General features: G+C 67.4%; 24 protein-coding genes. 10 read left to right on the top strand and 14 right to left on the bottom strand.

The window, feature by feature from the left end:
• Position 1: 1 nt before the first annotated feature.
• The 5 genes from LK533_RS06430 to LK533_RS06450 all read left to right on the top strand — a co-directional run bounded on the left by LK533_RS06430 (position 2) and on the right by LK533_RS06450 (position 5,698).
• Entirely contained in the window at positions 2-2,485 is a 2,484-nt protein-coding gene (locus LK533_RS06430; protein ID WP_229361954.1) for an ATP-binding protein, read from the top strand.
• A gap of 66 nt (positions 2,486-2,551) precedes the next feature.
• Complete coding sequence (locus LK533_RS06435; RefSeq protein WP_229361955.1) at positions 2,552-2,944, top strand: response regulator; 393 nt, start codon at positions 2,552-2,554, stop codon at positions 2,942-2,944.
• A 246-nt stretch (positions 2,945-3,190) separates the two neighbouring features.
• Positions 3,191-3,397 (top strand): 30S ribosomal protein S21, encoded by a 207-nt coding sequence (gene rpsU / locus LK533_RS06440; protein ID WP_125961043.1) that lies wholly within the window; start codon positions 3,191-3,193, stop codon positions 3,395-3,397.
• 121 nt (positions 3,398-3,518) lie between these two features.
• Complete coding sequence (locus LK533_RS06445) at positions 3,519-4,088, top strand: FKBP-type peptidyl-prolyl cis-trans isomerase (RefSeq protein WP_229361956.1); 570 nt, start codon at positions 3,519-3,521, stop codon at positions 4,086-4,088.
• A 200-nt stretch (positions 4,089-4,288) separates the two neighbouring features.
• Positions 4,289-5,698 (top strand): exopolysaccharide biosynthesis polyprenyl glycosylphosphotransferase, encoded by a 1,410-nt coding sequence (locus tag LK533_RS06450; protein ID WP_229361957.1) that lies wholly within the window; start codon positions 4,289-4,291, stop codon positions 5,696-5,698.
• Positions 5,699-6,054: 356 nt separating this feature from the next.
• On the opposite strand, the gene wecC is transcribed toward LK533_RS06450, so the two are convergent.
• On the bottom strand, positions 6,055-7,341 hold the full coding sequence (wecC, locus tag LK533_RS06455) for a UDP-N-acetyl-D-mannosamine dehydrogenase (protein WP_229361958.1): 1,287 nt from the start codon (positions 7,339-7,341) through the stop codon (positions 6,055-6,057).
• Positions 7,342-7,354: 13 nt separating this feature from the next.
• The gene (wecB, locus tag LK533_RS06460) at positions 7,355-8,494 is read right to left on the bottom strand and encodes a non-hydrolyzing UDP-N-acetylglucosamine 2-epimerase (protein WP_229361959.1); all 1,140 of its coding nucleotides are present in this window, start codon (positions 8,492-8,494) and stop codon (positions 7,355-7,357) included.
• A gap of 109 nt (positions 8,495-8,603) precedes the next feature.
• Here wecB and galU point away from each other — a divergent pair, with 109 nt between their 5' ends.
• Complete coding sequence (gene galU / locus LK533_RS06465) at positions 8,604-9,473, top strand: UTP--glucose-1-phosphate uridylyltransferase GalU (protein WP_229361960.1); 870 nt, start codon at positions 8,604-8,606, stop codon at positions 9,471-9,473.
• A gap of 1,755 nt (positions 9,474-11,228) precedes the next feature.
• On the opposite strand, the gene LK533_RS06470 is transcribed toward galU, so the two are convergent.
• From LK533_RS06470 to LK533_RS06510, 9 genes are read right to left on the bottom strand one after another with little or no spacing between them, the layout of a single operon-like run.
• Positions 11,229-11,588, bottom strand: a complete 360-nt coding sequence (locus tag LK533_RS06470) for a DsrE family protein (RefSeq protein WP_229361961.1) — start codon at positions 11,586-11,588, stop codon at positions 11,229-11,231.
• Positions 11,576-12,328, bottom strand: a complete 753-nt coding sequence (locus LK533_RS06475) for a HesA/MoeB/ThiF family protein (RefSeq protein ID WP_229361962.1) — start codon at positions 12,326-12,328, stop codon at positions 11,576-11,578. The genes LK533_RS06470 and LK533_RS06475 overlap by 13 nt, the downstream gene beginning before the upstream one ends.
• Positions 12,325-12,750, bottom strand: a complete 426-nt coding sequence (locus tag LK533_RS06480; RefSeq protein WP_229361963.1) for a hypothetical protein — start codon at positions 12,748-12,750, stop codon at positions 12,325-12,327. Before LK533_RS06480 ends, LK533_RS06475 begins: the two co-directional genes overlap by 4 nt.
• Positions 12,747-13,196: a dUTP diphosphatase gene (gene dut, locus LK533_RS06485; protein WP_229361964.1), complete on the bottom strand. Its 450-nt coding sequence runs from the start codon at positions 13,194-13,196 to the stop codon at positions 12,747-12,749. Before dut ends, LK533_RS06480 begins: the two co-directional genes overlap by 4 nt.
• On the bottom strand, positions 13,193-13,981 hold the full coding sequence (locus LK533_RS06490) for an alpha/beta hydrolase (RefSeq protein WP_229361965.1): 789 nt from the start codon (positions 13,979-13,981) through the stop codon (positions 13,193-13,195). The genes dut and LK533_RS06490 overlap by 4 nt, the downstream gene beginning before the upstream one ends.
• Complete coding sequence (gene coaBC, locus LK533_RS06495) at positions 13,968-15,143, bottom strand: bifunctional phosphopantothenoylcysteine decarboxylase/phosphopantothenate--cysteine ligase CoaBC (protein WP_229361966.1); 1,176 nt, start codon at positions 15,141-15,143, stop codon at positions 13,968-13,970. Before coaBC ends, LK533_RS06490 begins: the two co-directional genes overlap by 14 nt.
• The gene (locus LK533_RS06500; RefSeq protein WP_229361967.1) at positions 15,140-16,243 is read right to left on the bottom strand and encodes a hypothetical protein; all 1,104 of its coding nucleotides are present in this window, start codon (positions 16,241-16,243) and stop codon (positions 15,140-15,142) included. Before LK533_RS06500 ends, coaBC begins: the two co-directional genes overlap by 4 nt.
• The gene (gene ubiB, locus LK533_RS06505) at positions 16,243-17,775 is read right to left on the bottom strand and encodes a 2-polyprenylphenol 6-hydroxylase (RefSeq protein ID WP_229361968.1); all 1,533 of its coding nucleotides are present in this window, start codon (positions 17,773-17,775) and stop codon (positions 16,243-16,245) included. Before ubiB ends, LK533_RS06500 begins: the two co-directional genes overlap by 1 nt.
• Before the next feature lie 31 nt (positions 17,776-17,806).
• Entirely contained in the window at positions 17,807-18,553 is a 747-nt protein-coding gene (locus LK533_RS06510; protein ID WP_229361969.1) for a class I SAM-dependent methyltransferase, read from the bottom strand.
• Positions 18,554-18,612: 59 nt separating this feature from the next.
• Here LK533_RS06510 and mutM point away from each other — a divergent pair, with 59 nt between their 5' ends.
• From mutM to dnaA, 3 genes are all read left to right on the top strand, one after another.
• Entirely contained in the window at positions 18,613-19,425 is an 813-nt protein-coding gene (mutM, locus tag LK533_RS06515) for a bifunctional DNA-formamidopyrimidine glycosylase/DNA-(apurinic or apyrimidinic site) lyase (RefSeq protein ID WP_229361970.1), read from the top strand.
• 97 nt (positions 19,426-19,522) lie between these two features.
• Positions 19,523-19,786, top strand: coding sequence for a 30S ribosomal protein S20 (gene rpsT / locus LK533_RS06520; protein WP_229361971.1), 264 nt, complete (start codon positions 19,523-19,525; stop codon positions 19,784-19,786).
• 440 nt (positions 19,787-20,226) lie between these two features.
• On the top strand, positions 20,227-21,669 hold the full coding sequence (gene dnaA / locus LK533_RS06525) for a chromosomal replication initiator protein DnaA (RefSeq protein ID WP_229361972.1): 1,443 nt from the start codon (positions 20,227-20,229) through the stop codon (positions 21,667-21,669).
• 22 nt (positions 21,670-21,691) lie between these two features.
• Here dnaA and LK533_RS06530 read toward each other — a convergent pair whose 3' ends face one another.
• Complete coding sequence (locus tag LK533_RS06530) at positions 21,692-22,069, bottom strand: winged helix-turn-helix transcriptional regulator (protein WP_229361973.1); 378 nt, start codon at positions 22,067-22,069, stop codon at positions 21,692-21,694.
• A 99-nt stretch (positions 22,070-22,168) separates the two neighbouring features.
• On the opposite strand from LK533_RS06530, the gene LK533_RS06535 reads away from it, so the two are divergent.
• Entirely contained in the window at positions 22,169-23,230 is a 1,062-nt protein-coding gene (locus tag LK533_RS06535) for an SDR family oxidoreductase (protein WP_229361974.1), read from the top strand.
• 27 nt (positions 23,231-23,257) lie between these two features.
• On the opposite strand, the gene trpS is transcribed toward LK533_RS06535, so the two are convergent.
• Positions 23,258-24,262 carry a tryptophan--tRNA ligase gene (gene trpS, locus LK533_RS06540; RefSeq protein ID WP_229361975.1) on the bottom strand — a complete coding sequence of 335 codons (1,005 nt, stop codon included), beginning with the start codon at positions 24,260-24,262 and terminating at the stop codon, positions 23,258-23,260.
• 47 nt (positions 24,263-24,309) lie between these two features.
• Positions 24,310-25,869: a murein biosynthesis integral membrane protein MurJ gene (murJ, locus tag LK533_RS06545; protein ID WP_229361976.1), complete on the bottom strand. Its 1,560-nt coding sequence runs from the start codon at positions 25,867-25,869 to the stop codon at positions 24,310-24,312.
• Positions 25,870-25,881 lie beyond the last annotated feature (12 nt).

Consider the following 25,881-nt stretch of genomic DNA (forward strand, 5'->3'; position numbering starts at 1 on the left):
TTTGACGCCACTCGCCGCACGAGCACGGCTCTATAATCCTGGGTGGATCACGGGTCTGTTGACGCTTTGCGGCTGCATTATCTTTTTGCGGCCGCCACCTCTGCATGCTGCGGTTCGGCAGTTTCAAACATTGAGTGCTGCCGCCGCAGCCAAGATGGTGGCGAATCCCGAAGATGCTATCGTCATCGCGCAGCGCGCAGAGCGGCAAGCGCGCGCAATAAACGGCGATCACACTCAGGAATTAGCACGAGCCCACTGGCTGCAAGGCGATGCGGCAGTCCGGTTAGGACAAGTCGAGCGCGGGCGGCGGCTGGTGGAACTGGCTATGGAGGAGGTCAGGCCGGGAACGGATCGTAAATTCGAGGGGGATCTACTCCTCACACGGGGCGCCGCAAACGCTGCGGAGGGAAGAGTTTCCGCAGCACTTGCGGACTTCCAGCAGGCGCACCGGCGCTTTGTTACAGCGAAGGACCTGCGTGGCCAAGCTCTTGCGCTAGCTTGTCTCGCCTCCTTGTATCGTGAGGGCGGCGACTACAGGGGCGCGCTAAGGTATTACCGCGAAGCCGAGGAGGCTTCCCACCGCGATCCGATCTTGTTGCTCTCGATCTTCAATGGCCGCGGGAACGTGTTGACGGAGATGAACCGCTTCCAGGAGGCGTCGGGCGCATTCACCCAGGCCCTGAAGAATGTGCCGCTGGACAATCTCGGAGCTCGCGCCCGGATCCTCTCCAATCTTGGACGAGCACAACTAAATTCCGGCGACGTGGCATCGGCGCGCGCAACGATCGATGAGGGCGTGCGCTTGGCCAATCGCATACAAAATCCGGAACTTACGTCGCAGGTGTACAGCGTAGCGGCGCGGGTGGCGCTGGAACAGGGCGAAGTCCGCAAAGCGCGGATGCTCATCGAGCGCAGCTTCGAGGGCATTTCCCCGGAGCAAACTGTTCTCGCCATGCGCGACAACCATCTTGTCGCGGCCCAGATCTACCGCCAAGCCGGCGAGCCGGAGAAGGCGCTCGAGCATCTGACGGCGTTGCGGCGGCTGGACGAGCAGGCGCTCGTGATCGCGACGTCCGCAAAGGCGGCGCTGATGGGGGCGCGGTTCGATTTCCAGAACCAGGAATTGCGGATCGCGCGGCTCAAGGCCGAGGAACTGCGCCGCAACGTCGCATTCGAGCAATCAAAGACGCAGTTCCAACAGATCCTGTTCGGCGGAATTGCGGGTGCTGTCGCGATCCTCATCAGCCTGCTGACCTTCGGCCTCATCACGATACGGCGCAGCCGCAACGAGGCGCGGGCTGCGAACGTGGACCTGGGTGTCGCCAACGCGTCGCTGGAAAAGGCGCTTGCCGCCAAGACTGAGTTCCTCGCCACCACCAGCCATGAGATTCGCACGCCGCTGAACGGCATCCTTGGCATGACGCAGGTCATGCTTGCGGACCCCGCGCTGGAGCCTGCCACGCGCGAGCGGGTCGACATCGTGCACGGGGCGGGCATGCGGATGCGCGGCATGGTCGATGACATCCTCGACGTGGCAAAGATGGAGAACGGGAACTTCACCATCGACGTGACCGCCGTCGATCTCCGCGCAACGATCGCGGATGCGACTGAGTTGTGGAGGGCACAGGCTCAGGCGCGGGAGATCGGGTTCACGGTCGCGTTCGACGACGTTCCCCGCTGGATCGAGAGCGATCCCAGCCGACTGCGGCAGATCGTGTTCAACCTCCTGTCGAACGCCTTCAAGTTCACCCACCAGGGCAGCGTTTCCCTCCGCGTGTCCGGCGCTGGCGAGCCGGAAGCGCGGCGCCTGCGAATCGCGGTATGCGACACGGGCATCGGCATCCCGCCTGACAAGCACGCGCAGATCTTCGAGTCCTTTCGCCAGGTGGATGCGGGGACCACGCGGCATTATGGCGGCACGGGCCTGGGCCTTACCATCTGCCGGAACCTCGCCATCGCGCTGGGCGGCGAAATCCACGTCACCAGCGCCGAGGGGGAGGGCGCTACCTTCACCGTCGACCTGCCGCTCGTCGAAGTAGCGGCACCGGCTGCGTCCGGAACCCCGCAGGGCGGCGCCACGGGCATGCTGGTCGTCGACCGGAACCCGATCGTGCGCGGCATGATGAAGACGCTTTTCCAGCCCCATGTCCCGGACCTGCGCTTTGCCGCGACGGTGGACGAGGCGCTGGTGGAACTCGCCGGGGGCGGGATCGCGCGGGTCGTTGTGGACGAGGCGGCCCTAAGCCCGGAGCCATCGGACACGGCAGGGCGGGTGGCACCCCTGGTCGCCGCGGCCAGAGCGAGCGGGGCGGCCACGGTCGTTCTGTGGCCTGAGCTCGATGAACACACCCGCGCCTCCCTTTTGGCGGCAGGGATCGACGAGGTAATCGCCAAACCGGTGTCCGGCGCAAATCTGCTGAAGGCGCTGTTCTCGACGAATCGCGAGAATCAGGAGAATTCCGCCCTTGTTTCGCAAGCGGCATAGCGCAATAGCCTCGGGAGCCATGCTGCATCTGCCGCCCTTCACCACAACCTCCGGGATCCGGGGGCGATGAACATCCTGTTTGTCGAAGACGATGCGATGAACCGTCGTGTCGTGCGCGACATGCTCGACGTTGCAGGCGCCACGATGGCAGAGGCGGATCGCGCGGAGGAAGGGCTCCGCCGGATCGATGAAGAGAATTTCGACGTGGTGCTGGTGGACCTGCGCATGCCCGGCATGGACGGGCTGGAGGCGATCGGCCACATCCGCGCCCGCGAAGATGCCAAGCGCAACCTGCCGTTGATCGTCGTAACGGCCGATACCGCGCTCGACCTGCGCGAGCGCTGCCTTGCGGCGGGCGCGGACGAGGTGCTGTTCAAGCCGGTGGCAATGGAAGCGTTGTTCGATGCGATCGGCCGCATCGTGGCCAGCAAGTCCGGCGAAGACACGATCCTGTTCTGACCAGGGGCGCCGGTGCGCAACATCGCACCGCCACCTGGCACAGGCCAGCCTGTGGTGCCCCGCTTGAGCAAGCCCCCGGCAACGCTGCGGATTTGCCTCCTTTATCCCGTGCGCAACGCCGTTGTGGAAACGAGGGAAAAAGGTTGAATGGCGCGGTTCGCGCTGGTAGGGGCAGCGCATCCCGCCGCGGGCTGTGCTCCGGCGATCTCTTGCTATTGCACGAACGAATCGGAGTTAGACGGCCTCATGCAAATCATCGTCCGCGACAACAACGTCGACCAGGCTCTGCGCGCGCTCAAGAAGAAGCTGCAGCGCGAAGGCGTGTATCGCGAGATGAAGCTTCGCCGCCACTATGAGAAGCCGAGCGAGAAGCGCGCTCGCGAGCGTGCGGCTGCCGTGCGCCGCGCTCGCAAGCTCGAGCGCAAGCGTGCAGAGCGCGACAACGCGCGGTAAGTTTCTTGCATCCGGCGCCTGAATGCAGGTGCCGGATGCTGCCGTTTCGGCGGCAGTGCCTTCTTCCTCATCGCCGTCCCGGCGCCGGTTCGAGCGCCTGACGAAAGCGGGATCGCCGTTCATGTCCGTCACCGCCGTCCCGCTCCAGCCTGTGAAGCGTCGTTATCTCGTCTGGCTTTGGCTGGGGATCGCCCTGATCGTTGCGGCGGCTGCCGCGCTGGCCTGGGCGGGAACCACCCATGGCGAGAGCACGCCGTCGGGCCTGCGCTATGAGGTGATCGAGGCTGGCTCCGGCCCCACGCCGACCGATGACGATGTCGCGCTGATCAACTATGTCGGCAAGCGTCCGGACGGCAGCGTGTTTGACGAGAACAAGCAGACGCCGATGCCGGTTCGCGGTGTCGTTCCGGGCTTTGCCGAGGCGCTCAAGATGATGCCGAAGGGGTCGAAGTACCGCTTCTGGATCCCGCCGCACCTGGGCTATGGCGCGCCGCGCCCGGCGGGTGCGCCGCCGCTCACCGGCGAGCCGGCGGAACTGGCGAAGATCACGCTGCAGTTCGACGTCGAGATGCTCGACTTCATCCCGGAAGCGGTGCTGCGCCAGCAGATGATGCAGCAGATGATGCAGGGCGGCGGGCAGGGTGGCCCAGCGGGTCCTGGCAGCGCGATCCCGGGGGCTCCGGGCCGCTAACGCTCAGCCCCGGCTTTTCAGCAAAGGCCCGGCATGCCGCAACGGTGTGCCGGGCCTTTGCTTTTTGGCAATTGGCGGAGCCGGTTGGGGCACCGGAGACTACCTAGTGCCGCCGAATCGGAACAAGCTTTCCGGCATCTCGGTTGAGTTGACCAAGCCTCCTTGCGTATATCTCCGGCACGCTTGTGGCTGGAGGAACGATGCGCGGAGAGGCGAACGGCTGGTCGATGCCCTCGGCATCCTTGCTCGCGACGCGTCACCCGGCGACGCGTTGGCAACCCTCCCGCGGCGTGCTGCGGACCCGGCTGCTGCTGTATCTTCTCGCGCTCGACGTGGCGGCGATCATCGTGAGCTTCCTTGCCGCAGGGGGAGCCTACGCACCTGGAGGGGAAGAGCACGGGCTGGTCGTCGGATCGGCGATCCTGCCGATCTACCTGGTCTCTGCGCTGAAGAACGGCGCCTATTCGGTCTCCGTCATCGACAACCGGAGCGCGGGTGTTGGAGGCGCGTTGCGGGCAATGGTGTTCGCGGCCGGGACGATCCTGTTTCTCGCCTTCTACCTGCGCGCCAGCGCCGACTTCTCCCGTGCGGTCTTCGCGGCCGGCACCATTGTGACGCTGGCCACCCTGACGATCGCCCGCACATTGTTCCTGCGGCACGCCCGCCGGATCATCGGCGGCAACCCCTACAACGTGGTTGTACTGTCCGACGGAGGCGCCTTGCCGCGTACCGGAGCGGGAGAGTTTTCGACCGTTTTGGCAGCGTCCGGCTTCGATCCATCGGGGCGCGACCCCATGATGTATGATCGCCTCGCGGTGGCGCTGCAGAACGCCGATCGCGTCGTGGTCGCGTGCGCGGCCGAACGTCGGGATGCGTGGGTCCATGCGCTCCAGGGGGCGAATGTCCAGGGCGAGATACTGATCCCCGAGCTCGCCCACCTTGGGCCGCTTGGGATCGCGCGGTTCGGCGACGAGCGCACCTTTATCGTTGCCGAGGGACCGCTTGGGGTCGGCGAGCGAGCGATGAAGCGCCTGTTCGACGTTGCGGTGGCAGCGGTGGCGCTCGTGCTGCTTGCACCCCTGTTTGCGGTGACAGCGCTGGCGATCCGACTTGAGTCGGCCGGGCCCGTGTTCTTCGTCCAGCGTCGGATCGGCCAGGGGAATCGCATGTTCCACATGCTGAAGTTCCGCAGCATGCGGGTCGAACGCTGCGACGGCGACGGCCATACTTCCGCAGCGCGTGACGATGATCGCATCACTCGCGTCGGCAGGCTGCTGCGCCGCACCAGCCTGGACGAACTCCCGCAACTGGTGAATGTCCTGGCCGGGACCATGTCAATCGTGGGGCCGCGGCCCCACGCCTTGGGTTCGCGGGCCGGGGATCAGCTGTTCTGGGAGGTGGACGACCGCTACTGGCACCGACACGCGGCCAAGCCCGGCCTTACCGGACTGGCGCAGGTGCGGGGGTATCGCGGCGCTACCCATCACGAGAGCGACCTGGTCAATCGCCTCCAATGTGATCTCGAATATCTACATGGCTGGACGATCTGGCGCGACATGCTGATCGTCATCCAGACCTTCCGCGTCCTGGTCCATCGCAACGCCTTCTGAGCGGCACCAGAGCCGGACGCGAGTAGGACCATCGCGGATCGAAGTTGCCGGCGATGAAGACCAGGGCTGTGCATCGCTGGCCGCTTCCCCATTGCTAGCCCGGCGACCCTCCGACCCGCGGTCTGGAGCGGCAAGTTGACGGACGCGGCACTGCGCTGATCGAGCGAGCGGCCGGAGAACGGCGGATCACCGCGCGCGTCGCGGATCGGACGCGCAAGGTTCTGCGCAGGTCGCGCGTACTCCGGGTGGCGCGGATTTCCGCCTGGCAGACGCCACCCTTTTTGCCCGCGCCAGACGGAGGGGCCCGTCCGCAGCTCGGATCCAACAGAACTCAGGCTGCCCGGCTGACCTCCCGATCAGCGCCCGTGCACGCCCCCCACGGCTGCCTGCAGCGGCAAGTCGCTGGGCGCGATATGGGGTTGATCGGGCCAAATGCCGCGGGCGTCGTGCACCCGCTTGTCCGCCCGCTCCTCCAGCGGCACCGAGCGGAAGATGTCGTGGTCGACGAGCACGACGAAGGCCGGGCAGCTTTCCAGCGCCGTGTCCAGGTCAACTAGCTCGGCCCCTGTGTCCGCGAAGGCTGCGGGAAGGGAGGTGGCGTAAGGCTCAACGACTCGCACCCGTGGACCGAAGCGGCGGGCGAGGTGCAGCGCCACCTTGAGGGCCGGGCTTTCGCGGAAATCGTCGATGTTCGCCTTGAAGGCCAGGCCCAGGCACGCGATCGGCGCCTCGGGCATTGCTTCCGCCAACGCCTCGGCACGGGCGATGGTGTGGGCGATCTTGGCGTCGTTGACCTCGCGCGCGGTGCGGATCAGGCGGGTGTTCTCCGGGTCGCCATGCACCAGGAACCAGGGGTCGACGGCGATGCAATGGCCGCCGACGCCGGGCCCAGGCGACAGGATGTTGACGCGCGGATGGCGGTTGGCGAGGCGGATCACCTCCCAGACGTCGATGCCCATGGTGTCCGCCACCACCGACAGCTCGTTGGCAAAGGCGATGTTGACGTCACGGAACGCGTTTTCCGTGAGTTTCGTCATCTCCGCCGCGCGCGCAGTCGTGGTGACACAGGCGCCCCGCACGAAGCGGCGATAGAAGTGCAGCGCCTTGCGCGCGCACCGCGGCGTGATACCGCCGATGACCCGATCGTTGTCGATCAGCTCGACCAGGATCCGCCCGGGCAGCACGCGTTCCGGGCAATAGGCGATCGCAACATCGGCGGTGCCGGCGCAGTGGCCCGGAATTGCGAGGTCGGGCCGGCGCTCCATCAGCAGGGCAGCGACGCGCTCGGTCGTCCCGATCGGGGAGGTGGACTCCAGGATCACCGTGTCCCCGGCCTTCAGCACCGCCGCGATCCCGGCCGCGGCTTCCAGCACATAGGTGATGTCTGGCTCATGCTCCGGCCCGAACGGCGTCGGCACCGCGATCACGAACACGTCCGCCGGCTCGATCGTCGTCGAGGCCCGCAGCAGTCCGCGCGCGACAACGCCCGAGACGAGGCCATCGAGGTCGATCTCCTCGATATGGACCTTTCCCGAGTTCACCGTCTCGACCACGTCCCGGTCGATATCGACGCCGAGCACCGATGCGCCCGAGCGCGCGATCACCGCGGCGGTGGGCAGGCCGATATAGCCCAGACCCACCATGCAAACCTTCACTTCAGTGTTCGAAACCACGTGCCACGATCTCCGCGATCCTTGCCGATGCCCGGCCGTCGCCAAACGGGTTATGCGCGCGCGCCATGGCCGCATAGGCTTGCGGGTCGTCGAGCAGCGCCGAGATTCCCGAAACGATACGATCTTCGTGCGGGCCGACCAGCCGTGCCGTCCCCGCCGCGACGCCTTCCGGGCGTTCGGTCGTCTCGCGCATCACCAGCACCGGCTTGCCAAGCGCCGGCGCTTCCTCCTGCACCCCGCCGGAGTCGGTGAGGACGATCTGCGCGAGTTCGAGCGCGCGGATGAAGTTGGGATAATCGAGCGGCGCGATCCTCGCGACGTTCGGCCGGTCGCCGAGCACCACGTCCATCGCCGCCACCACATTGGGGTTCGGGTGAACGGGGAAGATCACCGCCACATCCGGCCGGTCGGCAACGCGCCCCACCGCGCGTGCGATCGCCCCCATGCCATCGCCGAAATTCTCCCGCCGGTGGGTGGTGACGAGGACGATGCGCTTGCCCGCGAAGCGTTCGGCGATGGGCGCGATTTCGGCCGCCAGCGCAGGCTCGCGCGCGATGCGGTCGCGCGTGGCGTGCAGCGCGTCGATCACGGTGTTGCCGGTGACGTGGATGGTCGCAGGATCGATCGTCTCTGCACGAAGCGCAGCCGCGGCCGTCTCGGTCGGCGCGAAGTGGAGGTCGGCGATCGGCGCGACGATCCGCCGGTTCACCTCCTCGGGCCAGGGCTGGTAGATGTTCCGGGAGCGGAGCCCCGCCTCGACATGCGCCACCGGGATCTTGCGGTAGTACGCGGCCAGGGCCCCGACCATCGCGGTGGCGGTGTCCCCCTGCACGATTACCCGGTCCGGCCGCTCGCGATCCATCACTTCGCCCAGCGCCAGCAGCAGCCGGGCGGTCAGCCGGTCGAGCGACTGGCCGGGCTCCATCAGATCCAGATCGATGTCGGGTACCACTCCCGCGATCGAGAGTACCTGGTCGAGCAGCCCGCGATGCTGGGCAGTCACGCAGCTGCGCACCTCCAGTTCCGGCCGCGCGGACAGGGCGTGCAGGACCGGGAACAGCTTGATCGCTTCGGGACGTGTGCCGAATACGACCAGAATGCGTCGATTTGGGTGCGGTGGCATGGCAGCCTCCTATCGCGGATGTTTAGGGAGTGCTAATTCCGCGAGACTATGGGCTGGGGGGCCCGACCGTCCAGTGGCCGTCCGGCCGAAGTAATCACAGGGAGCAAGCATGACCATCAAGCCACTTCGCAAGGCAGTGTTTCCGGTCGGGGGCCTCGGCACCCGGTTCCTGCCGGCGACCAAGGCCATGCCGAAGGAAATGCTCCCCGTCGTCGACCGTCCGCTGATTCAATATGCGGTGGACGAGGCGATCGAGGCGGGCATCGAGCAGATGATCTTTGTCACCGGTCGCGGCAAGTCGGCGATCGAAGATCATTTTGACATCGCCTATGAACTCGAAGCCACCATGTCCGGCCGCGGCAAGTCGCTGCAGGTGCTCGACGCCACGCGGCTGAAGCCTGGCCGCGTTGCCTATGTGCGCCAGCAGGAGCCGATGGGCCTGGGCCACGCCGTCTGGTGCGCGCGCGACATCGTCGGCGACGAGCCGTTTGCGGTGCTGCTCGCCGACGACTTCATGGTCGGCCAACCCGGCTGCCTCAAGCAGATGGTCGAGGCGTATAACAAGGTGGGCGGCAACCTGATCTGTGCGCAGGAAGTCGCGGACGACCAGACCGACAAATATGGCGTCATCACGCCGGGCACGCGCGATGGCACGCTGACGGAAGTGAAGGGCCTGGTCGAAAAGCCCAAGGCCGGGACTGCGCCGTCGAACCTGGCGGTGATCGGCCGCTATGTGCTCCAGCCCGAGGTGATGCGCATCCTGGAAACGCAGGAGACCGGTGCCGGCGGCGAGATCCAGCTGACCGACGCGATGGCGCGGATGATCGGCAACCAGCCGTTCCACGGCGTCACCTTCCAGGGCGTGCGCTACGACTGCGGCGACAAGGCCGGCTTCCTCCAGGCCAATCTCGCGACCGCCTTGTCGCGCGAGGACGTCGGACCAGCAGTGCGCGCCTTTGCGCAGGACCTGCTCGCCTGATTCGCGGTGCCCGGCCGCGAGGCCGGGCGCCGAAGTCGTAGGCTCGTAAGGTCAGGCTGGCGCAAGCGCCTGCTTGCGGACATCTAAGGTCCGGCTAGTCGGTCATCATGAGCCCGGTAGCATACGCCTTACTGTTCTCCGCGTCGGCACCCTCGAAGCAGGTTGAGGAAGCTCTTAGAGCTGCTGCGGAGTTGGGTGCCGTTCCAATTGGAACCAAAGATCGCGAGCACTTCGTGGTTGTCGACCGTTTAGCCGAGCTTCATCGCTTCAAGCGTCTAAGTGCCGAGTGGCAGAAGGCCGAGATAGTTTTCGTTCGGCCTCTCGGATCGTAGTCCGCTTCCATCAATCTCAGCCGTTCGCCAGCGCAAGAGATCCCAAAAGCGGTCCGGCAGGGAACGCCCAATGTGAGCCATCGCGGACGATCGAGCCTCTTCCCAATTGCGGACCTTGTTCACCAGGCTACTCTATAGGGATGGACGCTTCTCGTATCGCAGCAGCTCGCAGCCGCCTTTGCCGTGCTAGGGTGTTTGGCGGCCTAGTCTGGTCCGTCGCTTTCATCGGACTGGCAGCGGGTTGCGTCTGGCTCGTTGGCGCTCCCGGAGCGCAGACCATGCAGCTTGCATTAACGCTGGCGCTAGTTGCCTGCGGCGGTCTGTACGCGACTGTCTACCTCGGCGCCGCGACCTGGGCGGTGATCCGATGGGCGGCAGGACGGCACGCGGACTGAATCGACCGTTATCGCCCAGAGTCGATCATCAACCGGCTTACCTCCTGAGCCGAAAAGCGGACCTTGATCGCTGATGACTTCGGTGCGACGACCGTCCGATGGTACGCCACTACCTTTTACCCGCTGTCCTAGCCGCAGGCGCGTTAACGTTGGTGCTTTGCTTGACCATTATCGCGGGAGGAGTGCACCTCGATCTGTTCTCGGGAGTAACAGTTTTCGCTGTTGCGGTTCTCCCGATCTCGGCGATAGGCCTCTTGGCTCTCATGCCGATAATAGAAGCAGTTCGGCAGCGCCCGTGGTCAATCACCGGCAAGGTTGCAGCTGTATTGACCGCCGGAGTGCTGTTTGGAGCCGCTCTGCTTGCCTGGTTGAGTCTAATCCTAGGCGCTCTTTGCGGCTTATTGTCAGCCAGTGTATGGCTGAGCCTTAACTGGCGGCACCTGCAACCGCGATTGATTTGAACCACGATCTGACGCCTGCGCTGCACACCGGGAACGTCCCTATACATCTAGGCTCCGCCGAAAGCCGCCAGTCCGCTTTCCACCACTTGTCGCCGTTGGCTGGGCCGAAAGCGGACGCCAGGAGCGGACCGGCAGGAAACGCCCCAGTTGCGGACACCCGCGTTGGCCGTATTGTTGAGTGATGCGCAAACAGCCTGCTATAATCATCATGTTCGCATCATGCGTCGCTACAGGTTGCGAGCGCGCGCCAGAGCCCCCCGAAGTAGCATTCCGCCATTGTATGCGAGACCAAGCAGTTCAGCTTGGCAGGCGGCCGACCTTTGACGAGGCCGAGCGTTTTGCACACGGTTGCGACGACCTTGCAGCCAAGGCTTCGAAACTAAGATTTGCGGCTGGGAAGGCCCTAAGCTTGCGCGAAGCAAAGGTGCAGGTCGTGCAGAGCCATGTCTGCGCTTACAGCGAAGACGCTAGTCGCTGTCCTCGCACTATGTGATAGCAACGTCCGCTTCCCATCAAACTCGGACATTCAGCGCTCGCTCCAGAAGCCGTCGTTCATCGGTTCACGACCTAGAACGCCAGCAGGCGATCCTCGCCGAGGGTTCCCAGGAGGCTGACAAGCCCGCCGGCCTCCGCGCCCGCGGAAAGCGTCTCCATCGACAGGCCGGCGCGCGCCAGGCCGGTCTGGCAGACGATCAGCGCCACGCCGCTTTCGCGCGCGATTTCCAGCAACTGCTCCTGCGTCGGTACGCCGGCGGCCGCCAGCCGCGCCGCGTCTGCGTCCGGCCTGGCCACCAACAGGTCTGCCGCCGCCTCGTGCAGGAACACGCGGGCTCGCGCCCCCAGCGCGGCGGCTGCGGCGGCAGTCGCAAGTGCGGCACGAAATCTGGCGGTGTCGTCGGTCGCGACGAGGATTGTCAGCCCGCGCATGCCGGGCATCCGGGGTCCTTGGGCAGCTGCAGCGTCCGGAAACGCAGCGCCAGCGTGTCGATCAGCAGCAGCTTGCCTGCGCTGTCTTCCCCGAAGCGGGTGATGGCGCGGATTGCCTCCATCGCGGCCAGGCTGCCGACGATGCCGGTCAGCGCCCCCAGCACGCCAGTGTCCGCACAGCTGCGATCCGGGCGTTCGGGATCGGCGCCGACGAAGCAGCGGTAGCAGGGCTTGTCCGCCTCCCAGCCGCGGAAGACGCCCAATTGGCCCTCGAACTCGCCGACCGCGGCCGCCACCAGCGGCACGCGGGCGGCAAGTGCCGCATCGGCGACGGCAAGGCGAGTTGCGAAATTATCGGTGCCGTCGACCACCACGTCCGAGCCGGCGACCAGCGACGACGCGTTGCCCGGACCGATCCGGGTGCGGTGTACGGTGACGGTCACATGTGGGTTGAGCCGGGCCACCGCGTCGCGCGCGACTTCTGCCTTGGGGCGCCCCACGTCCCCGGTTCCGAACAGCGTCTGGCGCTGAAGGTTCGACAGTTCGATGTGGTCATCGTCGATCAGGGTCAGGCGACCGACGCCGGCCGCCGCGAGATACTGGATTACCGGGGAGCCGATCCCGCCTGCGCCGACGATGCAGACCTGGGCCTGGGCGAGCCTGGCCTGTCCGGCACCGCCGACTTCCTTCAGCACGATGTGGCGCGCATAGCGCTCCAGCTCCGCGTCGGAGAGCATCATTCGGGCAGGTCGAAGGTCATGCTGGCGCGGTACCACGTGCCTTCGACGGCGAAGCGCCGGCTGAGGTTGTCGCGCGCGAAACCCATCACCAGCCCAGCAGCATATTGCTCGACGGTGGGGCAGTTGATCGCCCGCGGGATGGTCGCGCGCACGCTGGCCGCAGCCCCTACCAAGACCGCCACATCGGCGTGCACGCGGCGCTTGCCGCCGAGCGGGGCGGGCGGCGTGCAGCGGCCCTCGCGCATCTCGTCCGCGACAAAGCTCGCCATTTGGGGCGTCACCTGCGGCTGGATGCGGTAGGGCAGGGGATCCAGCGCCTCCCAATCGATCGGCGATGCCCGCAGCCGGTCCGGCTCGGCCGGGGGCGGCGCGGCCACGAACTGGGGCGCGAGCGCCAGCAGCAGGGCGCCGAGCGCGGTCATCGTCCCGTCGACCCGAAGCCGCCGCTGCCACGCGCGGTTTCGTCCAGGCTCGCGACCTCGTCGAGAGTGGCGCGCAGCACCGGCGCGGGCACCAGCTGCGCGATCCGCTCGCCACGGCGGACCGCAAAGGGCTCCCGGCCCAGGTTGGCGAGGATGACCTTCACCTCGCCGCGATAATCGCTGTCGATGGTGCCCGGCGTGTTGAGGCAGGTAATGCCATGCTTGAGCGCCAGGCCCGAGCGGGGGCGCACCTGCACCTCATACCCCTCCGGAATGGCGAGGGCGAAACCGGTGGCCACCGCATGGCGCGTTCCCGGTGCCAGCGTGCAATCCTCTGCCGCGACGACGTCCATGCCCGCGGCACCGGCCGTGGCATAGGCGGGCAGCGGCAAGTCGCGCCCATGGTCCAGGCGCAGGACCGCGATCCGGATCGATCCGGCGCTCACCGGGGTGCCTGCAACGCGGTGAGCATCCGGGTGGTGGCCGACAGCACCTCCGGATCGCTCAGGATATCGTTGCCGCGGCCGGGCAGGACGCGGAAATCGGTCGCGATGCCGCGCAGCACCAGCGCCTCGGCATAGCCGCGCGAGAATTTCGGCGGGGTGATCGGATCGTCGGAGCCGACAAGCAACGCCGCCTTGGTCTGCGGCCGTACGCCGCCGACGGTCATCAACGGGTCCAGGCTGTCGGACGCGGGGGTCCGCCATGTCGCCGCGGTCTGCTTTTCCATGTGCTTGCGCCATTCGGGCAGCATGCAGGGGCAGGCGGCGAGTACCATGCCGTCGACCAGCTTGGGGCGAAGTCCGGTGAGATCTGCCGCCAACGCCGCCCCGACACCGTCACCGACCACCAGGGTCGGCACGTCCGGATACCGCCGGCGACCGGCCTCGATGCGGTCGGCAAAGCTGGCAACACGATCCCGGCCGAAGCCGCGGCCGGCAGTGCCGACGTCATCTTGCGGAAACGGCTGGGTAAGGGCGACGACACGCACGCCGGGGGCAGCCGCCACCAGATCTCGCGCAAAGCGGTGGTTGTCGTCCGCTTCCGCCGTGCGCTCGTCCCGGTGCAGCACATAGACGAGCGCCTTGACGGAACGCCGACCCTTGCTGCCGAACGCCTGCTCGCGGATCTGCGCGGCGGCGGCACTGTCGGATGCCGGCCGCGCGCCGTTGCCGGCGCAGCCTGCCACCGCAAGCCCCAGCGCGACCGGGAGCAGCTTACGCCAGTGCATGTGCGATCCGCTCCGCGAGCCGCTCGGCTACCAAGTCCTTGTCCATTCGCTCCCAGCTTTCCACGCCGTCTCCCGTCACCAGATGGATCGCATTGGCGGTCCCGCCCATCACGTCCCCCGATACATCATTGGCGACAATCCAGTCTGCGCCCTTCCGTGCGCGCTTGTCGGCGGCATGTTCGAGTATGTCGTGCGTTTCCGCCGCAAACCCGACCAGCAGCCGCGGACGGCGCGCGCTGTGGCCCAGCGTGGCAAGAATATCCGGGTTGGGGACGAGCATCAGCCGGTCGCCCATCTCCGCCTTGGCACGCTTGCGAGGCGCCGGGTCTACGCGCCAGTCCGCAACCGCTGCGACCATCACTGCCGCGTCCGCGGGCAGCGCAGCCTCGACCGCATCGGCCATCTGCTGCGCGCTTTCCACATCGACCCTGGTGACGCCGGCCGGGCTGCCAAGCGCGGTCGGTCCGGATACCAGCGTCACCCGCGCCCCCAGCTTCGCCAGCGCGCCGGCGATCGCATAGCCCTGCCGCCCCGAGGAGCGGTTGGCGATGTAGCGCACGGGGTCGATCGCCTCATGCGTCGGACCCGCGGTCACCAGCACATGGCGGCCGGCGAGCGGGGTGGAGGCGGGGGCCAGCGCGCGATGGATGGCGGCCAGGATCGCCGCAGGCTCGGGCAAGCGGCCGGGGCCGTATTCCCCGCAGGCCATGCTGCCCTCGTCGGGCTCCAGCACCGTCACGCCGTCGCGCCGGAGCTGGGCGACGTTGCGGACGGTTGCGGCATGCTGCCACATGCGGACGTTCATGGCGGGCGCGGCCAGCACGGGCTTGTCGGTAGCGAGCAGCAGCGTGGTTGCCAGATCATTGGCCATGCCGGCCGCCATCCTGGCCAGCAGGTCCGCCGTGGCGGGGGCGACCACCACCAGGTCCGCCTCTCGGCTGAGCTGGATATGGCCCATCTCTGCCTCGTCCTTCAGGTCCCACAGGCTGGTGTGGACCGGCGCCTCGGACAGCGCAGCAAGGGTCATGGGCGTCACGAAATGCGCGCCGCCATCGGTCAGCACGCAGCGCACCGCGATCCCGGCCTTGCGGCACAGGCGGATCAGCTCGCATGCCTTGTAGGCCGCGATGCCGCCACCCACGATCAGCAGGACGCGCTTCATCGCGTGATTCTCTGCACCCGAACGCGTCGCCTGTCGAGCAGCGCCCGCGCGAGGTCGCGCAGCCCATCGGGCACAAAGGCAAGGCCGACCAGCAGCAGCGGCGAGACGAGAAACGCCCAGTAGAAGCTGTCCGCCCGCGCGAATACGGATGTCGCAGCGGCATAGACGGCCAGCGTCACCGTCACGCGCAGCGCCACGCCATCGTCCCACATCGCCCAGCCGAACAGGGCAAGCGCCACAAGCCCTGTCCCCAATGCAAGGGGCAGAAGGTGAAGCGCAGTGGCGGTGAGCACCCCGCGCACGAAGAAGCCGAAGCCGTGCAGGCCGGCGGCATCGCTCGCGGCCGGATCGAGCGGGCCGACCACCTGCGCCACGGCCTGGGCGTGGAATACCAGCACCACGACGAACACGGCCAGCCCTGCGGCCCAGCCCAGCGCCTCGCGGCGGCGCCCCTCGGCAAGCGCGAGCAGCGCCATTGCGACGGCGTAGAAGGCAGCCGTCTCGCGGATCAGCATGGCGGCGGTGGCGATCGCGACCGCCTCCACCCAGCGATCGTCGCGCCGGACCGCCAGCGACAGCGCGATCAGCATGCCGGCCCAGCTCTCGGGAAAGAAAGCGACGTCGGGCGCCAGCAGCGAGACCATGCCCCCGCTCAGCAGCAGCATGCCGCCGACGACCGGCAGCGGGCGGGCGAGCGCATCCCGCAGCCGACGCCACCACGCATAGGCAGTACCCACCGCCAGCAAGAGGAGCAGCAGGATCGGCAGCACGTCGGGCAGCGGGGCGAGGATCACCGGAAGCGTCGGCAGGCGAAACGCCAGAAAGGGTTTGAGCGGATAGTCGCCTGCGCGCAGGATCCGCGCCGTGGCCGGATAATAGGCCTCGCTACCCCTTAGCGCGCCGACCACGCCGTCATGGACGTTGACGTCGCTCTGCTCGATCGCCGCCCGCGGGCCAGGGGCTGCGCCGCCGCCGACGCCTGCAAGCGCGCCGGCCAGGATCAGCAGCAGGAACAGCACGACCGCCACCGCCTGATTGGCCGACAGGCCGGTGATGCGGCTCGGACGGACCAGCCACAGCGGGCGGGCGGGCCGCGCCATCAGCTGGCGAGCAGCGTCGCCGCTACCGCGACCGCGGCGCTGCCCGCTGCCACCACCAGGTAGCGCCAGCCGCCGCCGACCCGGATGACCTCGATCTCGCGCAGCGGCGGGGCGGGGGGGGCGCCACCCGGCGTCGGATAGCGTGCTTCCAGGTTGCGGATCAGCTGCGGCAGCCGGGCAAAGGTGCGTAGGTCGGTGACGATACGATCGGCGATCGCCGCCTCCGGTCCAAGCTCGTCGCGGATCCAGTTGCGCACGAACGGCGCCGCCGTTTCCCACAGGTTGATGTCGGGATCGAGCGCAGTGGCCACGCCCTCCACCATCACCATCGTCTTTTGCAGCAGCAGCAGGTGCGGCTGGGTCTGCATGTCGAAGTCGCGCGTGATGTTGAAGAGGCTCTCCAGCATCATGCCGACCGACATGTCCTTGACCGCCAGCCCGCGCATCGGCTCGCCCACCGCGCGCAGCGCCGTCGCGAACTCCGCGACATTGTGGTGCGCGGGCACATAGCCGGCTTCGAAATGGATCTCGGCGACGCGGCGGTAATTGGCGGTGATCAGGCCATAGAGGATTTCGGCCAGCCACACGCGTGCGCGCCGGTCGATGCGGCCCATGATGCCGAAGTCGATCGCGCAGATCCGCCCGTCCGGCAGTGCGAACAGGTTGCCCTGGTGCATGTCCGCGTGGAAGAAGCCCTCGGCGATCGCCTGGCGCAGGAAGGCCTGCACCAGCTTCCTCGCCATTGCAGGCAGGTCGTGGCCCGCCGCGATCAGCTCGGCGCGCTTCGACAGCTTGATGCCGTCGATCCATTCGGTGGTGAGCACGCGGCTGGTGGTGCGCTGCCAGTCGATGGCGGGTACGGTGAAGTCCGGCTCCGCCTGCATCGCCTCGGCGAGTTCGGAAGCCGATGCCGCCTCGCGCCGCAGGTCGAGCTCGCGCGCGGTCCAGCGCTTCATCGTCTCGATGACCAGGCGCGGACGCAGCCGCTTCAGCTCGCCACCATAGGCTTCGAGCTGGGCGGCGGCCCATTCATAGGTGTCGATCGCCTGGTTGAAGTCCTGCTCGACGCCCGGGCGCAGCACCTTGACCGCAACCGTGCGGCCGTCGGTGGTGACGGCGCGATGGACCTGCGCGATCGAGGCGGCGCCCACCGGCACTTCCTCGATGGACGCGAACACGCTTTCGATGGGCCGGCCGAGGCCCGCTTCGATCGCCGGGCGGATCACGCCCCACGGCAGCGGCGGCAGCGCATCCTGCAGCGCGAGCAGGTCGTGCGCCGGACCCTCGCCGACCAGATCGGGACGAGTCGCCAGCGTCTGGCCGAGCTTGATCGCTGCCGGGCCCAGCGCCTGGAGCGCCTGCGCGTAGCGCGGCACCTTGGGCACGAACGCGCCGAAGCGAGCGATGCGCGCAAGCCGCCGCACACCAGCCGGCGTCGCCGGATCGCGTTCCAGGCCCCGCAGCGCGCCGTGACGCGCCAGCGTGCGGCCCCACTTCACGAGGCGCCAGAGATGAGTCGTCGTGGAGGTCATGCCCGGTCCTCGATGCGGCGGGGACGGGCGCTCAGATCTTCCACCCGCTGTGGATCGCGACCAGCCCGCCCAGGAGCGGCTCGACATGGGTGCGCACGAAGCCGGCCTCGCCGATCATGCGTTCAAAAGTCGGCATGTCGGGGAAGCGGCGGATCGACTCGATCAGATAGCGGTAGCTGTCCTCGTCATCGGCGAGCAGCTTGCCGAGCTTGGGCACCAGCTTGTGCGAATAGGCGTCGTACACCTCGGCAAAGCCCGGCCACTGGGTGGTCGAGAATTCGAGGCAGAAGAAGCGACCGCCGCGGCGCAGCGTGCGATGTGCCTCGCGCAACGCCTTGGGAATGTCCGTCACGTTCCGGATGCCGAAGGCGATGGTGTAGGCGTCAAAGAAGCGGTCGGGGAACTGGAGCGTCTCGGCATTGGCCTCGGTCCACACCAGCCCGTCGATGCCGCGCTGCTGGGCGCGGCCCATGCCGACTTCCAGCATCGCGGGGTTGATGTCGGCGACGGTGATCGAGGCGCCCTTGGCCGCCATGCGGAACGCGATGTCGCCGGTGCCCCCGGCCATGTCGAGGATCTGCTCGCCCGGCCGCGGCTTCACCCGGCGCACGAAGCGATCCTTCCACAGCCGATGCATGCCGCCGGACATGGCGTCGTTCATCAGGTCGTATTTTGAGGCGACGCTGGCGAAAACGTCCCCGACTCGGCGGGTCTTTTCCTCAGGCGCGACTTCTTCATAGCCGAACGAGACGGTGGCGGACGCTTCGGTGCTGTTCATGCCAGCCGCCTTAGCCAAGCCTTGTGGCCCGGGCAAACCCTGCCTAGCTGCCATGCATCATGCCCGAGCTTCCCGAAGTCGAAACCACCGTGCGCGGCCTGCGCCCCGTGCTGGAGGGGCAGCGCATCGCGCGCGTCGTGCCGCGCCGCGCCGACCTGCGCCGCGCCATCCCCGAGGATCTGGGCCAGCGGCTCACCGGCGCGACGGTCGCGGGGCTGAGCCGACGCGCCAAATACGGGCTGATCGCCACCGACCGCGGCGACACGCTGGTGTTTCACCTGGGGATGTCCGGGCGCTGGCGAGTCGATCCGACCGAGCTGCTGCCGCACGATCACCTGATCCTGGAAACGGAGGCGGGACGGTCGCTGGCGCTGAACGACCCGCGGCGGTTCGGCTCGCTCGACCTGCTGCGGACCGATTCGGTGAAGGATTGGGCGCCGTTCCGCGCGCTGGGGCCGGAGCCGCTCGGCCCGGACTTCACCGGCGCTGGCCTGGCCAGGGCGCTGGCGGGGCGAATCGCCCCCATCAAGGCGATGCTGCTCGACCAGCGTGTCGTGGCGGGGCTGGGCAACATCTATGTGTGCGAAGCGCTGAACCTGGCGCGAATCGCTCCCTCGCGCGCCGGCGGCCAGATTGCACGCGCTCGGCTGGATCGGTTGGTGGAGGCGGTGCGAACCGTGCTGCTTGCCGCGATCGAGGCGGGCGGCTCGACGCTGCGCGATTATGCGCGGCCCGATGGCGAACTCGGCTATTTCTCCAAACAGTGGCGGGTCTATGGGCGCGAAGGCGCCGAGTGCCCGTGCGGGGGCATTGTGCAGCGCCGGACCGAGGGAGGACGCTCCACCTTCTGGTGCCCCAAGTGCCAGCGCTGAAAAGCTTGACCTTTTGAGTACCCCGCGATAGAGGCGCCGCTTTCCCGGGCCGTGGAGTTTCTGCGCCCGTTCATGCAGCACAGGATCAGGACGGCACATGGCGAACACGCCACAGGCGAAGAAGCGTATCCGGCGCAACGACCGTCGCGCGGAAATCAACGGCGCGCGGGTCAGCCGCATTCGCACCTTCATCAAGAAGGTGGAATCGGCGCTGGCATCTGGCGATCGTGAGGCGGCCTCGGCTGCCCTGACCGCAGCGCAGCCGGAACTGGCGCGCGGCGTTGCCAAGGGCGTGCTTCACAAGAACACGGCTTCGCGCAAGTTCGCACGCCTGACCAAGGCGGTGTCGACGCTCGCCTGAGCGCACGCACCAACAGGTTAAAAAAGGGCTTCGCCGGAGTGCCGGCGGAGCCCTTTTTTTGTGCCCGAAACCGGCCCGCGTGGGACGAATCAAGTACGCTCGGCCAAGTCACGGACAAGTCACGAATTTGTCACGATTCGAGCGACCCTCAAGCTGCCAGCCCCAGCTAAGCACCTGTTTTCATTGAGGAAAAACAAGAACCCAAGGATTTCCGAGGGGTTCGGGGTGTCAATGCTCTATATTATTTTTTTGGCCGCGCCCGGCTCTTGATCTTCCTTCCGCCAGCTTTCTAAACAGCCCGACGCCCCGGCTCCGGGGCATTGGTTCGCGGAGTTTCGCGAGCGGTCCCGACCTTTAGGCCGGGGTACCGCTGGAGCTTATCGCTAGTTGGATTGAAGGGCTGAAAGCGGTGCTTTCAGCCACGGGAGAGGTGTGTTCGCGTGACGGGAACGGGGGAAACCGCAGCAGTCGTGGAAGCCGCGTGGGGGCGCGTGCGCCAGAACCTGCGCCTGTCCGCGGGACAGCGGCTGTTCGACCGCTGGCTGAAGCCGATGGTGCTGCTGCCGAACAGCGACGCCGACATGGTGCGCCTGGGGCTGCCCTCGGCGTTCATGACCAACTGGGTGAAGAGCCACTACGCCGACCGGCTTTTGTTCGAGTTCCGCGCCTGCCTGCCCGAGATCCGCACCGTCACAGTCGAGACCGCCAGCACGCTGGAGCCCGCGCGCGTGCTGACCGGCGAATCGATCGCTGCTGCAGCTCCGGTCCCGGGCGCCACGCTGCTCGCCGATTCGCCCACGGCTGCTGCACCCGCGGCTGTGCCGAGCGTCCCCGCCCAGCCGATCGGCGCGCCCGAGCGGTCGCAGTTCGACCCGCGCTTCACCTTTGACCGATTCGTCGCACATGATTCGAACCGCGTTGCCCGCAACGCCGCCCAGCTACTGGCGGAGCCCGGCGTGCCGCGGTTCAGCCCGCTCTACCTCCACAGCGGCACCGGACAGGGCAAGACTCACCTGATGCATGCGATCGGCCATGCGTTCCTCGCGGCCAATCCGCAGGCGACGGCGATCTACATGCCGGCCGAGCGTTTCATGTTCGAGTTCGTGAGCGCGGTGCGCGCGCGCGACACGCACAGCTTCAAGGCGCGGCTGCGTGCCGTCGACCTGCTGATGATCGACGACCTCCAGTTCGTGGCCGGCAAGGACGCGACTCAGGAGGAATGCTTCCACACCGTCAACGCGTTCATGGACGCGGGCAAGCGGCTGGTGATCGCGTGCGACCGCAGCCCGCATCTGCTCGATGGCGTGGAGAGCCGGCTGGTTTCGCGCCTGGGCGCCGGGCTGGTTGCGGACATCAAGGCCCCCGCGCTTGAACTGCGCCACGAGATCCTGTCGCGCCGCCTGGCGGAGAACACGGCCGTGCCGGTGCCGGCGGACGTCATGGACCTGCTCGCCAGCCGCATCCATGGCAGCGTGCGCGAGCTGGAGGGCGCGTTCAACCGAGTCGTCGCCTATGCGCAGCTGATCGGCCAGCCGGTCACCATGGACTTCGCGATCCAGACCCTTGGCGAAATGCTGCAGGGGCCGAAGAAGCGAATCACCATCGATGACATTCAGCGCGCGGTCTCCAGTCACTTCGAATTGAAGCAGCTGGACCTGATCTCCGCGCGCCGTGCGGTTGCGATCGCGCGCCCGCGCCAGATCGCCATGTATCTCGCCAAGCGGCTGACCACCCGTTCGCTGCCGGAGATCGGCCGCAAGTTCGGCAACCGCGACCATTCGACGGTGATCCATGCGGTTAAGCGCATCGAGTCGCTGCGCGGGCTGGACGGAGAGATCGACGGCGCGGTGCGCCAGCTGATGCGGCAGCTCGAGGGCGCGTGAGCGCTCGCGCCCCAGGTCGGGTCTAGCGGCGCGACGTAGGGCGGGGCCGCAATGCGTCGAGCGCATCGGCATTGTCGCGCCCCCAGGCATAGAGCAGTTCCACAGGCTCCACGAACCGCTCCCCCAGTTCCGTCAGCCGATATTCGACTGCCGGCGGGATCGTGCCCTGCACATGGCGGGTGATCAGGCCACTGTCGGCCATCTCGCGCAGGGTCTGGGTCAGCATCTTCTTCGAAATGCCGGGGAGGCTCCGCAGCAGCACGCCCGTGCGCGCCGCGCCGCCGTGGCGGACGTGCAGCGTGTGCAGCACCATGCTCGTCCACTTGGTGGCAAAGAGTTCCAGCGTCCGGCGTGGCGCGCAATCCTCGCGCCATTCCTCTTCAACCGATCCGACGTCCATGGTGGGTACCTCCCGGTGCCTATGTCCCTGAATGGTGCCGTCTAGAAGCTGTGGCTGCGGCTGCCTAGCTGGGGTGCCAAGCAGACAAGGAAGCGGAACATGGCACAGACGGCATTGGTGGTAGGCGTAAGCGGGATCGTGGGCGGCGCAACGACGGAGCTGCTGCTGGCGCACGGCTGGAACGTCCACGGACTCGCGCGACGCCCGCAGGCACGGCCGGGCGTGACGCCGGTGGCGGCTGACCTGACCGATGCGGGTTCAACCAAAGCCGCGCTCGCCGGGGTGCAGCCGGATGCGGTGTTCATCACCACCTGGGCACGGCAGGATAGCGAGGCGGAGAACATCCGGGTCAACGGCGCGATGGTGCGCAACCTGCTCGATGCATTGCCGGCAGCGACCGGCCCGCGCCATGTCGCGCTGGTCACGGGGCTCAAACACTATCTCGGCCCGTTCGAGGCCTATGGAAAGGGCACGCTGCCGCAGACGCCGTTTCGCGAAGAGCAGGGGCGGCTCGACATCCCCAACTTCTATTATGCGCAGGAGGATGCGGTGTTCGAGGCCGCCGCGCGCGACGGCTTTTCCTGGAGCGTTCACCGCCCGCACACCGTGATCGGCAAGGCGGTCGGCAATGCCATGAACATGGGGACGACGCTGGCGGTCTATGCGACGCTGGCGCAGGAGACGGGCCGCCCGTTCCGCTTCCCCGGATCCTCTGCGCAGTGGGAGGGGCTGACCGACATGACGGATGCCGGGCTGCTCGCGCAGCACCTGCTCTGGGCTGCCACGACGCCGGCCGCGCGCAACGAGGCGTTCAACGTCGTGAACGGCGACGTCTTCCGCTGGAAATGGATGTGGCGCCGAATCGCCGACTGGTTCGGGATTGAGCCCGCACCATTCGACGGCAGCATCCAGCCGCTGGAGGCGCAGATGGCGGGCGATGCGGAGCTGTGGCGCACGATCGCAACGCGTGAAGGGCTCGTGGAGCCGGACCTCGCGCGACTCGCGTCGGCCTGGCACACCGATGCCGATCTGGGTCGGCCGATCGAGGTCATGACCGACATGGGCAAGAGCCGCCGGCTCGGCTTCACGGGCTACCAGCCGACCGACGACGCGTTCTTCGACCTGTTCGCGCGGCTGCGCGCCGACCGGCTGATCCCGTAAGGGACGCCGGCCGGGCTCGCGCGCGGCTCAGACCTGAAGACCCAGTGCCTCCTGAGCCGAGCGCAGCGTCGGCGCGGCAAGCGCGGTCGCCTTGCCCGCGCCCTTGGCAAGCGCCGCCGAGACCGAGTCGCGATCCGTGAGCAGGCCGTTCAGGCGATCGCGGATCGGGCCGAGCACCGTCACCGCGAGATCGGCAAGCGCCGGCTTGAACGTGCCGAAGCCCTGGCCGGCGAACTGCTCGACGACCGCCTGCGGCTTCTGATCGGCGAGCGCTGCATAGATGGTGACCAGGTTCCGCGCCTCGGCGCGGCCTTCCAGCGCGTCGAAGCTGTCGGGCAGCGGGTCGGCATCGGTGCGCGCCTTGCGGAACTTGGCTGCAATCGTGTCGTCGTCGTCGATCAGGTTGATGCGGCTCATGTCCGACGGGTCGGACTTGGACATCTTGGCCGTGCCGTCGCGCAGGGACATGATGCGCGGGGCAGCGGCGGAAATCAGTGGATCGGGCAGGGGGAAGAGCTCGACGCCGGTGTCGGTGTTGAACTTGGTCGCGATGTCACGGGCCAGCTCCAGATGCTGCTTCTGGTCCTCACCCACAGGCACGTGCGTCGCCTTGTAAGCGAGGATGTCGGCGGCCTGAAGCACCGGATAGGTGAACAGACCGGCGCTTGCGCCCTCCCGGTTCTTGCCGGCCTTGTCCTTCCACTGGGTCATGCGGTTGAGCCAGCCCATGCGGGCGGTGCCCATCAGCAGCCAGCACAGCTCGCTGTGGGCGGGCACGCGCGCCTGGTTGAACAGGATCGAGCGATCGGGATCGATGCCGGCGGCAAGCAGCGTCGCGGCCATGCCGATGGTGTTGTCCGCCAGTTCCTTGGGATCCTGGGTGACGGTCAGGGCGTGGAGATCGGCCAGGAAGAACAGGCAGTCGTCGCCCGGCTGCATCGCATCCTGCATTGCCACCCACTGCTTGATCGCGCCCAGATAGTTGCCGAGGTGCAGGTTGCCGGTGGTCTGGATGCCGGAGACGACACGCATGAGAGTTCCTTGATGGTTCAGGCTGCGCGACGGCGCAGCTTGGTTGTTCAGGCCGCGCGGCGGCGCAGCAGTGCCTTGACGTCCGCCACACCGAACGCGCCGGTGACGAAACAGGCCAGCCCATAGATGGCGCAGCCGGTTCCGACCAGCACCACCAGCGCGCCGTAGCGCATCGCCATCGGGCCGCCGAGATACGGATCGAGGAGGCTTTCAAGGCCGTACACCGCGGCGCCCATCAGCAGCGCGGCGACCGCCAGGCGGGGCAGGCGGCGGCGCAGCTGCGCGTCGGCGGCGAAATGGCCGCGCTTGTGGAGCGTGCGGTAGAGCATCGCGACGTTGATGGTCGAGGCGAGCGCCGTCGCGAGCGGCGGCCCGACATGGCCGAGCAGCGGGATCAGCACGATATTGGCGGCGATGTTCACCCCCACCGACCACATCGCATAGCGCACCGGCGTGCGCGTATCCTGCCGCGCATAGAAGCCCGGGGTGAGCACCTTCACGAGCACATAGGAGGGCAGGCCCACCGAGAAGCCGATCAGCGCCTGGGCACAGGCACGCGTGTCGGCTGCGTCGAACGCGCCATATTGGAAGAGGCCGCGCACGATCGGCTCGGCCGCGACGATCAGCGCGACCATCGCCGGCAGCGTCAAGAACAGCGCCAGCTCCGTGCCGCGGTTCTGTGTCTCCATCGCTTCCACCTCGCGTCCTGCACCCAGCAGGCGGGAGATGGTGGGAAGCAGGATGGTACCCAGGCCAATGCCGATCAGCCCCAGCGGCAGCTGGTTCAGGCGGTCTGCGTAATAGATGTAGGACAGCGATCCTGAGGCGAGCAGGCCCCCCGCCAGCGCGCTGGAGATCAGCAGGTTCACCTGCGATGCCCCGGCGCCAATGGCGGCAGGAAGGATCAGCTTCATCAGCCGCCGCACTTCCGGGTCGATGCGGGGCAGGCGGGGGCGCAGCGATACGCCGGCACGCCGACAGGCGAGCGCCAGCCAGCCGAGCTGCAGCAACCCGCCGACCGGAACCGCGATCGCCTGCGCGCGCGCGGTTTCGTACGGATCGCCGTTGAAGAAGACGAGCGCGGTCACCATCGCGATGTTGAGCAGGATGGGGGCGGCCGCGTTGACCCAAAACTTGTCGAGCGAGTTGAGGATGCCGCCCAATAGCGAGGCGAGCGAGATCAGCATCAGATAGGGGATGGTGATCCGCGACAGCTCGACGGCAAAGGCGAACTGGTCATGGCTCGCGCCGTTGAAGCCCAGCGACATCGCCCAGGTGACCGGCCAGGCGGCGAGCAGCATCAGCGCGGTGAAGCCCAGCAGCACCGCAAACAGCATCGACAGCGCGCGCTCGGCGAAGTCGAGGCCGGCCGACAGCTCGCCCGTCTCCCCGACCTTGCGGTTGAACATCGGGATGAAGGCGGCGTTGAACGCGCCTTCTGCGAACAGCGCGCGGAACATGTTGGGCAGGCGGAACGCGATGGTGAAGGCGTCGGAGGCGAAGCTTGCCCCCACATAGCGCGCCTGCAGCGAATCGCGCCCCAGCGCGAGCACCCGGCTGGCGAGCGTGAGCCCACCGACCGAGCCAAGTGTGCGGACGAGCTTCATGCCCGGTCAGCC

Source organism: Sphingomonas sp. PL-96 (assembly GCF_020707215.1).
Classification (GTDB): Bacteria; Pseudomonadota; Alphaproteobacteria; order Sphingomonadales; family Sphingomonadaceae; genus Sphingomonas.

Bases quoted from the DNA above. Each gene is read 5' to 3' on its own strand.
- LK533_RS06435 (WP_229361955.1), top strand. From the start codon at position 2,552: ATGAACATCCTGTTTGTCGAAGACGATGCGATGAACCGTCGTGTCGTG.
- rpsU (WP_125961043.1), top strand. From the start codon at position 3,191: ATGCAAATCATCGTCCGCGACAACAACGTCGACCAGGCTCTGCGCGCG.
- LK533_RS06445 (WP_229361956.1), top strand. From the start codon at position 3,519: ATGTCCGTCACCGCCGTCCCGCTCCAGCCTGTGAAGCGTCGTTATCTC.
- LK533_RS06450 (WP_229361957.1), top strand. From the start codon at position 4,289: ATGCGCGGAGAGGCGAACGGCTGGTCGATGCCCTCGGCATCCTTGCTC.
- wecC (WP_229361958.1), bottom strand. From the start codon at position 7,341: ATGGTGGGTCTGGGCTATATCGGCCTGCCCACCGCCGCGGTGATCGCG.
- wecB (WP_229361959.1), bottom strand. From the start codon at position 8,494: ATGCCACCGCACCCAAATCGACGCATTCTGGTCGTATTCGGCACACGT.
- galU (WP_229361960.1), top strand. From the start codon at position 8,604: ATGACCATCAAGCCACTTCGCAAGGCAGTGTTTCCGGTCGGGGGCCTC.
- LK533_RS06470 (WP_229361961.1), bottom strand. From the start codon at position 11,588: ATGCGCGGGCTGACAATCCTCGTCGCGACCGACGACACCGCCAGATTT.
- LK533_RS06475 (WP_229361962.1), bottom strand. From the start codon at position 12,328: ATGATGCTCTCCGACGCGGAGCTGGAGCGCTATGCGCGCCACATCGTG.
- LK533_RS06480 (WP_229361963.1), bottom strand. From the start codon at position 12,750: ATGACCGCGCTCGGCGCCCTGCTGCTGGCGCTCGCGCCCCAGTTCGTG.
- LK533_RS06490 (WP_229361965.1), bottom strand. From the start codon at position 13,981: ATGCACTGGCGTAAGCTGCTCCCGGTCGCGCTGGGGCTTGCGGTGGCA.
- coaBC (WP_229361966.1), bottom strand. From the start codon at position 15,143: ATGAAGCGCGTCCTGCTGATCGTGGGTGGCGGCATCGCGGCCTACAAG.
- LK533_RS06500 (WP_229361967.1), bottom strand. From the start codon at position 16,243: ATGGCGCGGCCCGCCCGCCCGCTGTGGCTGGTCCGTCCGAGCCGCATC.
- ubiB (WP_229361968.1), bottom strand. From the start codon at position 17,775: ATGACCTCCACGACGACTCATCTCTGGCGCCTCGTGAAGTGGGGCCGC.
- LK533_RS06510 (WP_229361969.1), bottom strand. From the start codon at position 18,553: ATGAACAGCACCGAAGCGTCCGCCACCGTCTCGTTCGGCTATGAAGAA.
- mutM (WP_229361970.1), top strand. From the start codon at position 18,613: ATGCCCGAGCTTCCCGAAGTCGAAACCACCGTGCGCGGCCTGCGCCCC.
- rpsT (WP_229361971.1), top strand. From the start codon at position 19,523: ATGGCGAACACGCCACAGGCGAAGAAGCGTATCCGGCGCAACGACCGT.
- LK533_RS06530 (WP_229361973.1), bottom strand. From the start codon at position 22,069: ATGGACGTCGGATCGGTTGAAGAGGAATGGCGCGAGGATTGCGCGCCA.
- LK533_RS06535 (WP_229361974.1), top strand. From the start codon at position 22,169: ATGGCACAGACGGCATTGGTGGTAGGCGTAAGCGGGATCGTGGGCGGC.
- trpS (WP_229361975.1), bottom strand. From the start codon at position 24,262: ATGCGTGTCGTCTCCGGCATCCAGACCACCGGCAACCTGCACCTCGGC.
- murJ (WP_229361976.1), bottom strand. From the start codon at position 25,869: ATGAAGCTCGTCCGCACACTTGGCTCGGTCGGTGGGCTCACGCTCGCC.